The organism is Methanoculleus sp. UBA303 (assembly GCA_002501655.1).
GTDB lineage: Archaea > Halobacteriota > Methanomicrobia > Methanomicrobiales > Methanoculleaceae > Methanoculleus.
Genome location: DANY01000043.1, coordinates 27,465 through 41,696, shown reverse-complemented (window position 1 = coordinate 41,696; position 14,232 = coordinate 27,465). Strand labels below are relative to the sequence as shown.

Genomic DNA, 14,232 nt, shown 5'->3' with positions numbered 1-14,232 from the left:
GCGCCAAATCACTGACACGGCTTCCCACCGGGTATCGCAACGCGGGGGAGGGACCGGGAGGGGGTGTCCCCCTCCCGACAGAGGGATTTTGGGATGACCTCGATATCATTTATCACCATCAGCATTCTCATCATGAACGACTACCTCCCGGTACCGCTCTCCTACATATTTCCCCTGGCGTTGGTACCAACTGTGGCGCACTTTCTCATCATGGTGTGGTACAGGCGAAAGGAAAACCTGGATGACCCAAACCCCGCGAGTATCCTCCGCCATGTCCTCCGGTCGGGGGAATACGGAGAAGGGGAAAAGAAGCAGAGAAGGTTCGTCGAAAAAGCGGTCGATGCCGTTCTCATCGCTGTAATCCTCCTGATTTATCTCTACGCGTCCCTTGCATCCTCTATCAGCCAGGCCTTCTGGTTCCCTGTTCTTGTCGTCCTCGGCATACTCCTGGCGCGGATTGTCTTCATCGACGGCGGCGAGCGCCGCATCACTTTAGCACGATCGGTCGTCTTCTACGTCATAGCCTCCGCGATTCTCCTTCTGCGCTACCTGGTGCTGGGGTATCCCGCTCTTCCTCTCCTCCAGGCAATCGTGCTTGTCGGTATCGCATCATTTCCCGTCCTCTATCTCTGGGAACGGCGGCGTGCACCCGGGGGAGTGGACTGAAAACTGACGGCCCGTCTGCGGGGTGAGCCCGGATTGATTGGTGCGACCGGGAGTGGCAGTACGGGGATATCTTAAGGGCTGCCTGTATCGTGGATAGTTTTCCGGTTCCCCGGTACCGGGTTCGTGGCGGTCGGTTCCGGTCAGGAGTTGATGTAGCAGGTCCGATACGTAGATGCGTATCACAAAGGATTTATAGGAGAACGTTGACTCCTCACTCTATGCCGCTCGTTTCCCCGAGCACTTTAACTTGCTAACTTGCGGGGGCGGAACGGAAAGTCTCCCGGTCTTCAGGCTGGGGTAGTTCACCAAACTAGGAGGCAGAAGAGATGAAAAGAAAAATCGGATTGTTTCTCATTTTTTTGGTGCTTTTTATAGTCGCTACGGCCATCCGGTACACCGCGCTGCTCTGGTATCCGGGGTATATAGGTCCGGCACACCTGGTATCATCGATATTGGCCGGGCTGGCCTCCGTTCCCGTAGTTCTCCTGGTCCTGTCCTCACGATTTTTCATCAAAGTTGCTGCCAATGCCAGTCCTGGCGCTGTACGTCTCTACGGGACCACAGTGACAGTTCTTACCGCTGTTGGGGGTTTCCTGATGACCTATTACGGACACCCGCTGCCGTGATCGTGTGCGGGGGAAAGACGGTCTATGATGCAGGATGAGTACGATCTGAGGAGGGAGGTAAGATGAAAAGAAGAGCGGCAACATGGTTCCTCCTCCCGCTCCTGGCGGCGCTGCTCGTGGGCCTGCTGCTCCTCCATGCACCGGGTGCGGCCGCTGTGCAGGGCTCGGTAGAGATATCGACCCCGGACCCCGACCAAACCCCAGCCAAAGAGCCCGGGCAGGCCGGAAAGATGACCGTCATCGTGATAACTGGAGACCTGGAATCGCCGCAGGGCGTCCCGATTCCCTCGTCCTGGAGGGACATTGAACCAGAGAAATGCGAACCAACTGAAGAGGATTGGGCTTTTATCGGGGATTCCGCCACGAATCTTTCAGAGGAAGAGAAGACCCGGTTTGTTACAGAGATCAGAGAGATCTACGCCGGGGAGTCAACGCTTTCGCAAGGAGAGCAGGATGACCTGCTCAGGAGACTCGGGTATTACCTGGTTGAGGCAACCGAAGGAACCGAGCCCCGTAACAGCTGAAGAACCCAGCCCGGCGAGGCTCTGCCGCCCCGGCAGGCAGCCCCTTTCCTGGGGGTTCACCGGACCCGGATGACCTTTGTCGGGTCGGAAAATCACCCGGGCCAGGGGGCTTATTGCCTGCGTGAGCGGGTTGGTCCCCCGTTGACGGGCAGGGGTGTGACTGCTGTGCAGGTAAGTTCCCGCGGACCTGAGGGTCGCACCGGCAGGTTAACATAGGCAATCGTTCAAAAATCTGAACATATGTTCGATGATATGAACATACTCTCCGGAGCCTCGTTCACGATTCTCCGGTTCCTGGGCAGGCACTATCACGACGGCTACTATGTCCGCGAGCTCGCCCGGCTGCTCGGGATAGGAGTGGGTTCGGCCAGTGAGACGCTTACCCGCCTGGCGGAGGCGGGTCTGGTGCACCGCGAAGAGCGTGGGCGCCTTGTGGTCTATCGGGCAGCGATGGAGAGCCCGCTCCTCCGCGAAGTGAAGATCTGTGCCACACTCATCGAACTCAACCCGCTGATCCTTCGCCTGCGGGGCGACGTAACGAGGGTGATCCTCTTCGGGAGCACGGCGACCGGCGACGATACCCATGAGAGCGATATCGATCTCCTCATCGAGACGGGTGATGCAAGGGCTGCAGCAGAGAGCATCGCCGTGGTCGAGGCCGGGCTCGACCGCGAGATATCGCCGCTCATCCTCACGCCCGGAGAGTTTCGGTCCCTGAAGGCGACCGATCCGGCTCTCTACGAGCGGATTCTTGCGGGAAAGGTCCTGATCGAGGAGGAACGATGAAGTATCGGTTTGAACAGTGCCTGCAACGGGGAAAGATTGTCCGCATCCCGGTCGACCATGAACTGGTCGCAAAGGAACTGCGGGAAGCGGAGCGGGATCTGGCTGTTGCAGAGCATTCTCTCACAGAGGAGAATATAAAGTGGGCAATCATCCAGGGCTACTATGCGCAGTTTCACGCCCTACGCGCCCTTGTCTTCTCTGGAGGATACCATGAGAAGAGCCATTCGTGCCTCAGGTATGCCATAGAGGCTCTCTACGTTGACGAAGGCCTTCTTCCGGCATCGATACTCGAAGACTTCAACTTCGCCATGCGCACGCGGGAAGGCGCGGATTATGGCTGCGTTTACTCAGAAGCCGATGCCCGCGACGTGGTGGCATCGGCGAGCGTGGTAGTGGATCAGATCAGGCGATTGCTCGATTAAGACAAGGAATGACGGGAAGAGGCCAACGCTGCAGGGTGGCGATGGGAGGCCGGAACCTCTCGATCGAGACCGCTAAAGGTCGCCGCAGCGGTTGGTAAGCGCTGATCGGCGCGACCGCGGCCCCTGCTCCTCCTCTACGCACCGGGTGCGGGCTCTGTGCAGGTCCCGGTGGAGAATCCGGCCCGGTCGAAGAGCCCGGACAGGCCAGTTTGGAGTCGACCTCCCACCAGTCCGTGCGTTCTCCCGCCCTACAACAGCACCGTCGTCATCAGCGGAATCGTAACAAGCGACCCGATCGTCGAGACGAAGACGATCTGCGACGCGAGGCGGGAGTCGGCGCCGTACTGCTCCGCGAAGATAACGGTGTTTGCGGCGGCCGGCATCGCGGCCATCGTGATCATGACGCCGTTGATGAGGGGGTCTGAGAAGACCGGAGAGAAGAGGTAGCGGTAGGCCACCGGGACCGCGAGGAGGAGGACGGCGCTTGCCGCCCAGACCCGCCAGTTCCCGATCATTTCACGTGCCGGGAACGTCGCGAGCATCGCCCCGACGATGATCATCGCAAGCGGCGTGGTCACCCCGCCGAGGAGGGCGATCGAGTCGATGAACGGGCTTGGGATCTCCACCGACCCGAGGAAGAGGAGGAACCCGGCGACGGAGGCCGCGATCCCGGGGTTCGCAAGCAGCCACGGATCGAATCCCTTCCTGTCTCCTCCGGTGAGCATCGCTATCCCGACCGAGAAGGCGAGGAGGTTGAAGACGAGGTTGAAGATGGCGACGTAGAAGAGGGAGTCGGCGCCGAAGAGCGTCTGGGCGACCGGGAACCCCATGAACCCCACGTTCCCGAAGACGATCGCGAATTGGAGAACACCCTCCTTTGCAGGCGGGACCCGCATGGCTTTCGAGACCGCCCAGGCAACGGCGAACGAGAAGACATAGAAAACCCCGGTTGCGAGGAGCAGGGTCTCGGCGCCGGCGAGGCGTGCGGGGGTGAAGGGCACCTGCATGGATGCGACGATCAACGCCGGGATGGTGATGTTGATGAGGAGTCCGGAGAGCCCCCGGGTGGCCCGGGGATCCATGATCTTTGTGGAGACGGCGACGTAGCCAGCGGCGATCAACAGCACCAAGATGAAGATCTGGTCTGCAACTACCAGAAAATCCGTGGCCATCCCACTCATGAATAGAAGCGCTCCCTCTTGACCCACAAGTGTGGGTTCTGATGACTCTTTACGGTTCTGCCGTGGGGGAGGTATTTTTGCCGGTAGGGATCTATCTTGCCGTATGCCGGAAAGACCGTTCTACCTCGCCGTCTCGGCGCTCATCCAGGACGGCACAGGGAAGGTCCTCCTCCTGAAGCGTGCCGCCGACGACCCCATCAACCCGGGAAAGTGGGACCTTCCCGGAGGGACGCTCGACCCCGGGGAGACCTTCGACCGTGCCCTCAGGAGGGAGGCCCGGGAAGAGACCGGGATGCGGGTCACCCTCAGGCACGTCGCGGGCGCCGGAGAACTCGACCTTCCAACGAAGAGGATCGCCTATCTGGTCATGGCCTGCGATGCCGACAGGACCGAGGTCAGCCTCAGTCCGGAGCACGAGGACTACACTTGGGTCGTGCCCAAGGAGGCGGCGGCGATGGACCTTGCGGAGCAGTTCCGGGGGTTGTTCGGGAGCGGGGAGTGAGCAGGGGAAACCCGACCGTCACCACCGGCACCGCACCGCGAGGTACCAGAGCACGAGCGTCACGCCGAGGAGCGCCTCTCCCGCGTAGAGGAGATGGGGATCTCGGACGACGCTTCCCCCCTAGACGGCAAAACCGCGGAGGAAGGTGTTCCGGTGGTCCTTTCTGGGATGAAGGATCCGCTGGGCTCTCTTTGTCAGGGTGTAACCTCGCCATTTCCGTGCGTCACCAGGTCCGCATCGGTAAGGACGGCGAGGTGCTCGCGAACGGTCGACCGGCCAAGACCGAGCCCGTCGGCGAGCTCGCTCGTCGTCATGGGCCGGGAATCAAGCGCTTTGAGGATTGCGACCCGGACGTCGGAGGAGAGAGCAGCGATGTCGCCCCGGTCGAGCGCAGTTTCTTCTATATTTCGAAATCTCTCCGTCAGCGGGCCTGGCCCGAGACGATCAGGTATTCTTTTGTCGGGAAAGAAAAGCGTTCCGGAACCCCGGGTTTCGTAAAAAGGGTGTGCTGTTTCCCCGTCACCCCGCCCGGAGGGTCGGCGGCGGGACCAGTTCGGGTGCATCTCTCCCCGCTACGATAAAGCCGCCGACGCACGAGGAAGACGGGCCCTGTTGTAGCCGGGGTCGATCCCGCCCCCGCCGGTGGGGGTGGCACCGGACTCGACGACGCTCACCCGCCGGAAGTCAAAGGTGACCGGCGCGCCGTTCGGGGTTGTGAAGGCGTACGGGGCGGCAAGACTTATCGTCAGGTAGAGGAGTTCCTCCAGCCCAGGTCTTGGAAGATCTGCTGTCACCCGCACCTCCCGCCACTCACCGGCGGCGAGGTTATCGATGGGCAGCGTCGTCGCGATGCCGGGGAGGATGTCCCCCTCCGGGGACCCAGTGGTGGCGTTCAGGCTTTCGGTCCCCGTCGTCACGGCAAGATCGGCGCGGGCGCAGTCTTCGCCCGCAAGGTTCCGGATGAAGAAGTCGAGGCTGATTTAGTCGCCCTCGATTGTGATATCAGGGGTGTACCGGATATCCTCCGGGTGAGTCGGGTCGAGGCTGTAGCGTTCGCCGAGGTTGATTGCCTGGTTGTAGGAGGTAGCGTTCCGCAGGTGCCAGGTCTCGTTATCGGCGTCGTAGGTGAGGATCGGGCTTTCGTAGGGGCCGGGGTACTCGAACCCCGGCCCGAACGGCAGTACCCAGTCCGCCCGCTTGAGCGGTTCCTGCACGTGTCCCTGCTCCGGTGGGAAGGCGGCGAGCAGGGTGAGGTTCGCCGCAGCAAGGACGAGAACGGCGCAAAGACTAGCCCATACCCACATCATCGAGTGCATTGTTCCCACTTAGGAAAAGGAGTGATTTAGAGGTATGGGCTCACCACCAGCACTTCTCCTGCCCGTGCATCGACGACGAGCCCTCCCTGGAGGACATTGCCCTCCAGCTCGCCTTTCAACGTCACCACCCATGTCAGCGTCTGTGTGTCCGGTCGGGTGTAGGGCAGGGATCGAGAACCCGAGTGTACTGAGTGCGCTGATCTGAGCGGCAACGCTCGAAAGAACAGAGAGGTCCGGCAAAATGAGCGGAGCAACCATTTCTTGCGGCGGACCTCGGTTTGGTCGAGTGCCAAGACGGCACCTTCAAAATGAGGGAAGAGAGCGGGAAAAGGGTAGAGAGCCAGAAAGAGCAACTTGATAGAGTAACAGGGGCAGCCATGCCGAGAGGCATGTCGTCAAATTATGATCCCCCTCTGATTTGATGGGCTCTACTCATGAGAAAAGATTGATCGGAGACTATAAAGTACCTTGAAAAAGAGAAGGTTATTCGAAATTCTCGATAGTACAGAAAACAGACGTGCCCCATGGGATTTAAACTCAGGCCAGAAATACCACAGGACCCCGGGATATCTGCTCTCTAACCGGACTACCACATTGTTCTGTATAGACTTGCCTAAATGACAGAGAGACTGCGTCAGCATTAGGCCGCGGCAGGTCGCGCCCCTGTCGCCACTGTCACGCATAATGCGCGGTGTACCGAATAAAAACGTGGGTATCCTGATAACAGGGACTCCTGACGTTTAAATATCAATATTGAAACATTAAAAGTTCAATGCACTTTCGATAACTATAAGTCGACTAAATTGTAAAGCCAGCTGTGAAAGGCATTTATGAGTTCAGTGCTGTTCATCGGTGACGACTCAACGTTACCGCGTGTCTTACAGGCTCATTTTCAGAATTTCAAAGGCATTACCGTTGAAGCCGTAAATTCTACGGAAGCAGGTCTGGAAAAATTAGTGAACGGAATGTACGACGTCGTCATATCCGATCATGGTATACCCGGGATAAACGGGATCGAGTTTTTGAAGACGCTGAGGGCGTCCGGGAACGAAACACCGTTCATCCTGTTCACTGCCGACGAAGATAAAGAGATCGTCATCGACGCGCTGAACCATGGTGCGAATTACTATCTCTGGAAAGGTGAATATTCCGAAACTGTGCTCGCAGAGCTCGATACGGTTGTCCGACGGTTCGCAGGAGAGCGTCAGGCGGTCACGGCAAACGGTGAATTTGAAAAACGATATCGGTCACTCTTTGAGAATTCCGACGCGGCCACGGTGCTTCTGGATAAAAAAGGAACAATAGCATTTGCAAACAAGCGGTTCGAAGAGTTCTCCGGATACGCTCGGGAGCAGCTTGCATCGATGATGTGGATGGACTTCATCGCCCCTGGCGATCTCGAACGGATTAAGGAACTATTCGGGAAACGATACGCACATCATGAGGAAACTTCGAGAAGTCATCAATTCCGCTTCGTCAGGCGAAATGGAGACGTGAGAGACGTTCTGGTTACGAATGTCATAGTTCCTGGTACGGACAAACAGGTGTTGTCCCTCATCGATGTATCGGATTGGATCCGGGTGGAAAGAGCGCTTGAAACTGAGCGGGAGCGCCTGAACGTCACCCTTCATTCGATCGGTGATGGTGTCATCGTCACCGACAGGGACAGTAGAGTGACGCTGCTGAACAGAGTTGCAGAGAATCTTACCGGCTGGCGCGAAGGCGAAGCGATCGGCCGCGACCTTATCGACGTATTCCGCATCGTCAACGAGAAAACACACGAACCGCACCAGAATCCGGTTGACATGGTCGTCCGGAGCGGGAATGTCGTCGGGCTCGCCGACCGTACGGTGCTGATCGCCCGTGACGGTACAGAGAGGCTGATCGCCGACAGCGGTGCGCCGATCCGTGATACAGGCGGGAATATTGATGGCGCGGTGCTGGTTTTCCGGGATGTTACGGGAGAGAGCCTGGCCGGAGAAGCAAAAACCCTGCTTGAATCCATCGTCGAAACCTCTAACGATGCGATCCTCGGTATAACGCCGGATGGCTTCATCAGCAGCTGGAACCGGGGCGCAGAGCAGGTATACGGATACACCGCCGGCGAGATCATCGGTCATCATATATCCGTATTGGCGCCTCCCGACCGGCGGAATGAGACCGCCGGAATTATCGAGAAGATCCTGAAAGGAGAATCCGTCGGGAACTTTGAGACTATCCGCCTGAAAAAAAACGGCAGCCGGATTCATGTGTCATTGACCTTGTCGCCACTCAAAGATGAGGATGGAGTTATTTTCGGTTTTTCGGCGGTTTTCCGTGACATTACCGAAAAGGTACTGATAGGACTGGCGCTGGAGGAGCAGAAGGAGTGGCTTTCCATAACGCTCCGGAGTATCGGGGATGCCGTGATCGCAACCGACAGTCAGGGCCTCGTCATCTTTATGAATCCTGTTGCCGAACGGCTGATCGGGTGGCTGGATGTAGAGGCCCAGGGAAAGCCGCTTGAGGAGATCTTTGTCATCCGGAACGAGGAGACCGGTGAAGCAGTGGAAACCCCTGTGAGAAAGGTCCTTCAGGAAGGTATTATCGTCGGCCTTGCGAACCATACCGAACTCCTCTCGCGGGACGGAACCGTATGGCCGATTGATGACAGCGCCGCACCGATCCGGGATGCAGACGGGAATATCTTCGGGATAGTCCTTGTATTTCATGAAATTAGCGAGATGAAGAAGGCGGAGAAAGCGATCATAGAAGCACACCATAAGTATCGGGATATCATCGAGTTCCTCCCCGACGCCACCTTTGTCATAGACTCGGACGGTGTGGTCATCGCCTGGAACCGGGCTCTGGAAAACCTGACCGGGGTGCCGAAGGCGGAGATCATTGGGAAGGGCAACCATGAGTACGCGCTCCCGTTCTACAACGAAAGAAAGCCCTGCCTCATCGACTACGTAGGTCTTGACGTGTCTGCCGTCCCGCAACGCTATGCCGGTCTCCAGAGAAAGGGAGAGACGCTCTATGGCGAGACATTTGTCCCCTATGTCTTTAGCGGGGGAGGTGCCCACTTCTGGCTGAAGGCATCGCCCCTCTACGACAGTACGGGGACGGAGGTCGGAGCGATCCAGTCGATCCGCAACGTCACCGATGTGAAGAGGATCGAGAGCAAACTACTGGAATCCGAAGAGACCTACCGGACTGTCTTTGAGCATACCGGGACGGCAATGGCGATATTCGAGGATGACGGGACAATACTCCTCGCAAACACGAGGCTGGAGGAGTTGCTGGGCATCCCGGCCGCTGGAATAGAAGGGAAACAGTTGAGCGGGTATTTCAAAGGGGACAGTATCGAGAGGGTCGAGGAGTATCTTCGTCGGAGGAGGAACGAGCCTAAATCAGTCGCGCGAAGTTACGAGGCGCAGATCGTACGGGGCAACGGGGAGATCAGGGATGTCGTGCTGGTTATCGGGCTCATACCGGGAACAAAACGGGGTGTGGCGTCACTGCTGGACATCACCGAATGGAAACTATCCGAGAAGCAGCTGGTGAAATACGCACAGGATTTGAAGCGGAGCAATCAGGAACTGGAGCATTTCGCATACGTCGCCTCGCACGACCTGCAGGAGCCGCTTCGGGCCGTTGCAAGCCACACCCAGATCCTGGCAAAACGCTACATGGATCAGCTCAGTCCCGACGCCGAGAAGCACATGTCGTTCGTCGTCGATGGAGCCAGCCGGATGAAGCAGTTGATCGACGACCTCCTGATGTATTCACGGGTGCAAACTCATGGAAAACCGTTCGAACCGACGGATTGCGAGGCTGTTTTGAACAACGTCCTGAAGTATCTTCAGGTAAAAATTCAGGAGAGTTCAGCCGTCATTTCCCATGATCCCCTCCCGACGGTGATGGGCGATGCAACGCAGTTTGGGCAGATCTTCCAGAACCTGATCGAAAATGCACTGAAATTCCGCGGAGATCGGACCCAGCAGATCCGGGTCTCTGCGCGTGAGCTCCCCGATGCATGGGAGTTCTCCGTCCGGGATAACGGGATCGGCATTGATCCACAGTTCTTCGAACGGATATTCGTGATCTTCCAGCGCCTCCACACCCGTTCGGAGTATCCCGGAACCGGCCTTGGGCTTGCTATCTGTAAACGCATCGCCGAACGGCACGGAGGGAGCATATCCGTTGAATCGAAACCGGGAGAGGGCTCGACGTTCTCTTTTACCGTTGCAAAGAATTTAGGAGATAATGTATGACAGCAAATGCGATGTTTCGTCCAATCGAGATACTTCTTGTCGAGGACAGCGAAAGCGACATATCCCTGACGGAAGAGGCCTTTAAAGAAGGGAAAGTCCACAACCAACTGCATATTACCCGGGATGGTGTGGAAGCGATGGCATTTTTGCACCGCGAGGGCCGGTATGCACAGGCACCCCGTCCGGATCTCATCCTGCTTGACCTGAACCTGCCTAAAAAGGACGGCAGGGAAGTTCTTGAGGAGATACGGGCGGATGATAACTTAAAATGCATCCCGGTCGTCGTTCTGACGACCTCAAAAGCGGACGAAGACATTCTCCGGATGTATAAACTCGCCGCGAACTGCTACATCACCAAACCTGTCGACTGGGAGCAGTTCATCTGCGTGGTCCAGTCGATTGAGCACTTCTGGTTGCACGTTGTTACGCTGCCGGGTGGAGCGTAATGTCATGATCCGGTACCCCCTCAGAGTGCTTCTTATCGAGGATAACCCATCCGATGCGTTGCTGATCCGGGAGATACTGAATGCGTTCGAAGAAAAACGGTTCGATCTCGTATGGGTGGAACGTCTCTCCGAAGGGATGGCGCAGATACAGATAGGACAGTTTGATATCGTGATCACCGACCTTGCCCTGCCCGACAGCTGGGGGCTGGATACGTTCAGAAGGGTGTTCAACCAGACGGCGGAAATTCCGATCATCGTGCTCTCCGGGTTCGACGTTGAATCTATGGCCCTTGAGGCCGTGAAGGAAGGCGCTCAGGACTACCTCATCAAGGGGAACCTCGACAGCGATAGGCTGTCGCGGGTTATCCACTACGCAATTGAACGCAAACAACTGGAACGAGTGTTACGGATACACGAATACGCCATTGCCTCGTCCCTTGAGGGCATCGCGACGACGGACCTTGCAGGGACCATCACGTGTGTGAACGGGTCGTTTCTCAAGCTGACAGGGTGCAACGAAGCGGATTTGCTTGGCAGGCCGATTGGCGATCTCATCACGTTTGACGACGATACCCCGAAAATATTGCGTACCGTGCTCAACGAAGGCAGCTGGATCGGCGAATCGACGGTCCTGGAGGCACAGGGATCGGGTATCGACGCTCAGGTCTCTGTGCACCTTGTCGCCGATAAGTCCGGCAATCCCCTCTGCATCCTGTTTTCGTGCGTTGATGTCACTGAGCGGAAGAGTATGGAAAAAGCGCTCAGAGAAAGTGAAGAGCGCCTGAACCTTGCTATGAAAGGGGCGGATCTGTCTGTCTGGGACTGGGATATCGCGGCCGACAGGGCGGTCCTGAACAGTTCCTGGGTTGATCAGGTCCGCATTTCTCCCGATGAAGCAGGCGGCTTCCGGAATGCCTGGTTCGGACTCATACACCCGGACGATGTTCATCGGGTCACGCAGGCGCTCGATGAACACCTTGCCGGAAAAATCCCCTGTTTCGATGTCGAATACCGCATCCGGGGCACGACCGGCCAGTGGATTGGAGTGTACTCCAGGGGTGAGGTAACCAAATGGGATCCGTCCGGTCGCCCCGTCCGTTGCGTCGGGATCTCCAAGGACGTTACGGAGATGCAACAGTACCGCCGCTCGCTCCGCGAGGTCAATAAAAAACTGAACCTGCTGTCGTCCATTACGCGGCACGATATCCTGAACAGTATCATGGCGGTTACGTGGGATCTCGAACTCCTCAAAGAGGGGGTGTCCCCCGGCTCGACCGCAGAGGAGAATCTCAAGGGCGTGATGAGGGCGGTCAGGGCTATCCAGGCACAGATCATGTTCACCCGCGATTATCAGGATATGGGGATGAAGACCGCCACGTGGCAGTGCGTGGGTCGGGTGGTGCAGGAAGCGGCGAAGAGCGCCCCACTTGAAGGGGTCCACCTGGATATTGCCGTGGGTCCGTTGGAGGTCTATGCGGATCCGCTCCTTGAGCGGGTGTTCTTCAATCTGATAGACGACACCGTTCGTCATGGGGGAAGGGCGACGGAGATTACGGTGTCGTTCCGGGAGATGGATGGTTCCGGTGTCATTATTATCGAGGACAACGGGACTGGTGTCCCTCAGGAGATGAAGAAAAGGATCTTCTACAGGGGCGTCGGGAAGAATACCGGATATGGTCTATTTCTAGCCAGGGAGATTCTCAGCATCACAGGTATCACAATCGAGGAGACCGGTGAGGAAGGGAAAGGAGCAAGATTTGAGATCTTAGTACCCCCCAAAGCCTGGCGGATACGCGAAACCGGATCGGTCACCGATTATCGGTTGTCCCTGAAACCCCCGTAACGAAGCGGGGCAGGTTTCCGCTTCGCCTCGTAGAACTGCCGGATCCTGTACGCTCCCTCGTGGCCTGGCTGCGCAAGGGGTCGACGGGCTTGCGCGCGGTGTTGAGCATTGCCGGTATTTCAACAGTTACGAAAATCATCTCCAGGGTATGTAGAACAGGCGGCTACACATCAAAAGCAAGAAGATTAGCCCCCTCCCCGCCTCACCACTCCGCGACCCTCTGTAATTTCTTCTTTTCGTTAACTCCCGCTGCTATTGTCGCCCCTACCAGAAGTACATTCACCACGACGACTTTTACGAAGAAAACAGGCAGAAGGCCCCCCACTTTAGTGGGGGATGAATGCCGTCCTCCGGCACCCTTATTACGCATTGCGAAAGAACGCGTGGGAGCAGGAGCAGCGTCCCATTTCTCTCTATGAAACCAACAAGATCCTGACCCAATGGAAAAAGGAGCGACCCGATCTAAACCAGGTTCATTCTCAGGTTCTTCAGAATGTTCAGATGCGCGTTGATCTTGCCTTCAAAGCCTTCTTCCGGCGCGTAAAGGCAGGAGAAACCCTTGGATACCCTCGGTTCAAGGGGAAGGGGCGATACGACAGTTTCACCTATCCTCAGTATGGGTTCAACCTCGATGGAAACCACCTCCATCTCTCGAAGATCGGAGACGTGAGGGTCGTCCTTCATCGCCCGGTTGAAGGGACAATCAAGACGCTCACGATCTGGCGGTCATCGACCGGGAAGTGGTATGCCTGCTTCTCGGTCGAGTACGATCCCACGCCTGCACCACGGAAGGAGACCACAGTCGGGATCGATGTTGGTCTCGAATCCTTTGCCACCCTCTCGAACGGAGAAAAGATCGAGAATCTACGGTTCTTCCGCACGGACGAGAAAGCCCTTGCAAAAGCACAGAGAAGGCTCTCAAAAGCGGAGAAAGGTACTCCAGAACGGAAGAAAGCCCGGTAGATCGTCGCGCACGTTCACGAACGGATCGCCAACAGACGGCTCAATTTTGCTCACCAGACCTCCCGGAAGTTGGTGGATCGGTTCGGGACGATTGTGTTCGAGGATCTGAATATCGCAAACATGCAGAAAAACCACAGCCTGGCAAAAAGCATTGCCGATGTCGCCTGGACGATGTTCATCTCGATCACTGAGAGCAAAGCGGAAGAGGCTGGCTCGCGCGTGATCCTGGTGAACCCCAGAAACACGTCTCAGCAGTGTTCCCGATGTGGAATGGTCGTCGCAAAGACGCTTTCTGATCGTGTTCATTCCTGCCCGCATTGTGGGTTGGTGATGGATCGGGATCAGAACGCAGCGATCAATATTATGAGATTGGGACTGCAATCTCAGGGATAACCCAAGACGCCCCCGACGAGAGGAGGGGGAGCAGTCACGACTGAGTGTCTTGAATAGCGGTGTAATCTCCGTAACGAGAACGCTTCTTTGGCCACCTTGAAGCCATCCTCGATCCGGGATCGGCTGGCCACGAACTCCTCCCACTGTTCCAGGTTCTGGAGCAGGATTCTGACCTGTCTCTTGTAGACCTGCTGGGTCCTGCGGTGGTCATGGTGAGAGAAGATCGAGAGCGGATGCCGGCCGGCCCTACGACACACGTGGCCGTGGCCGATCCTGCGTATTTCAGCCCGGTCCCGCCGGCCGGCGAG

Annotated in this window: 13 protein-coding genes and 1 pseudogene; 10 read left to right on the top strand and 4 right to left on the bottom strand. The window is 57.3% G+C overall.

All coding sequences use genetic code 11. The annotated features are described in order from the left end of the window. Nucleotides 1–93 precede the first annotated feature (93 nt). The 5 genes from BP846_RS10880 (at nucleotide 94) to BP846_RS10860 (ending at nucleotide 3,024) form a co-directional block, all read left to right on the top strand. Nucleotides 94–666 (top strand): hypothetical protein, encoded by a 573-nt coding sequence (locus tag BP846_RS10880; protein WP_292395295.1) that lies wholly within the window; start codon nucleotides 94–96, stop codon nucleotides 664–666. A 326-nt stretch (nucleotides 667–992) separates the two neighbouring features. Beyond that, entirely contained in the window at nucleotides 993–1,292 is a 300-nt protein-coding gene (locus tag BP846_RS10875) for a hypothetical protein (protein WP_292395292.1), read from the top strand. Nucleotides 1,293–1,354: 62 nt separating this feature from the next. Then, nucleotides 1,355–1,816 (top strand): hypothetical protein, encoded by a 462-nt coding sequence (locus tag BP846_RS10870; RefSeq protein ID WP_292395290.1) that lies wholly within the window; start codon nucleotides 1,355–1,357, stop codon nucleotides 1,814–1,816. Nucleotides 1,817–2,056: 240 nt separating this feature from the next. Further along, nucleotides 2,057–2,602, top strand: a complete 546-nt coding sequence (locus BP846_RS10865) for a nucleotidyltransferase domain-containing protein (protein ID WP_292395288.1) — start codon at nucleotides 2,057–2,059, stop codon at nucleotides 2,600–2,602. Beyond that, nucleotides 2,599–3,024, top strand: a complete 426-nt coding sequence (locus BP846_RS10860) for a HEPN domain-containing protein (protein ID WP_292395286.1) — start codon at nucleotides 2,599–2,601, stop codon at nucleotides 3,022–3,024. Before BP846_RS10865 ends, BP846_RS10860 begins: the two co-directional genes overlap by 4 nt. Before the next feature lie 248 nt (nucleotides 3,025–3,272). Here BP846_RS10860 and BP846_RS10855 read toward each other — a convergent pair whose 3' ends face one another. Further along, nucleotides 3,273–4,196 carry an AEC family transporter gene (locus BP846_RS10855; protein ID WP_292395284.1) on the bottom strand — a complete coding sequence of 308 codons (924 nt, stop codon included), beginning with the start codon at nucleotides 4,194–4,196 and terminating at the stop codon, nucleotides 3,273–3,275. Nucleotides 4,197–4,308: 112 nt separating this feature from the next. Between BP846_RS10855 and BP846_RS10850 the strand changes: the two genes are divergently transcribed. After that, nucleotides 4,309–4,707: an NUDIX hydrolase gene (locus BP846_RS10850; RefSeq protein ID WP_292395282.1), complete on the top strand. Its 399-nt coding sequence runs from the start codon at nucleotides 4,309–4,311 to the stop codon at nucleotides 4,705–4,707. A 194-nt stretch (nucleotides 4,708–4,901) separates the two neighbouring features. Here BP846_RS10850 and BP846_RS10845 read toward each other — a convergent pair whose 3' ends face one another. From BP846_RS10845 to BP846_RS10835, 3 genes are all read right to left on the bottom strand, one after another. Further along, on the bottom strand, nucleotides 4,902–5,021 hold the full coding sequence (locus BP846_RS10845) for a helix-turn-helix domain-containing protein (protein ID WP_292395280.1): 120 nt from the start codon (nucleotides 5,019–5,021) through the stop codon (nucleotides 4,902–4,904). 258 nt (nucleotides 5,022–5,279) lie between these two features. Then, nucleotides 5,280–5,624: a hypothetical protein gene (locus BP846_RS10840; RefSeq protein ID WP_292395278.1), complete on the bottom strand. Its 345-nt coding sequence runs from the start codon at nucleotides 5,622–5,624 to the stop codon at nucleotides 5,280–5,282. Nucleotides 5,625–5,687: 63 nt separating this feature from the next. Then, a complete protein-coding gene (locus BP846_RS10835) occupies nucleotides 5,688–6,023 on the bottom strand; it encodes a hypothetical protein (RefSeq protein ID WP_292395276.1) in 336 nt (111 codons plus the stop codon). An 830-nt stretch (nucleotides 6,024–6,853) separates the two neighbouring features. On the opposite strand from BP846_RS10835, the gene BP846_RS10830 reads away from it, so the two are divergent. The 4 genes and pseudogenes from BP846_RS10830 (at nucleotide 6,854) to BP846_RS10815 (ending at nucleotide 13,924) form a co-directional block, all read left to right on the top strand. After that, a complete protein-coding gene (locus tag BP846_RS10830; RefSeq protein ID WP_292395274.1) occupies nucleotides 6,854–10,279 on the top strand; it encodes a PAS domain S-box protein in 3,426 nt (1,141 codons plus the stop codon). A gap of 11 nt (nucleotides 10,280–10,290) precedes the next feature. Then, nucleotides 10,291–10,725 (top strand): response regulator, encoded by a 435-nt coding sequence (locus tag BP846_RS10825; protein WP_292395273.1) that lies wholly within the window; start codon nucleotides 10,291–10,293, stop codon nucleotides 10,723–10,725. Between the two features lie 4 nt (nucleotides 10,726–10,729). Further along, entirely contained in the window at nucleotides 10,730–12,568 is a 1,839-nt protein-coding gene (locus BP846_RS10820; RefSeq protein ID WP_292395271.1) for a hybrid sensor histidine kinase/response regulator, read from the top strand. 336 nt (nucleotides 12,569–12,904) lie between these two features. Next, nucleotides 12,905–13,924: pseudogene (locus BP846_RS10815) on the top strand (RNA-guided endonuclease InsQ/TnpB family protein). Nucleotides 13,925–14,232: the final 308 nt, after the last annotated feature.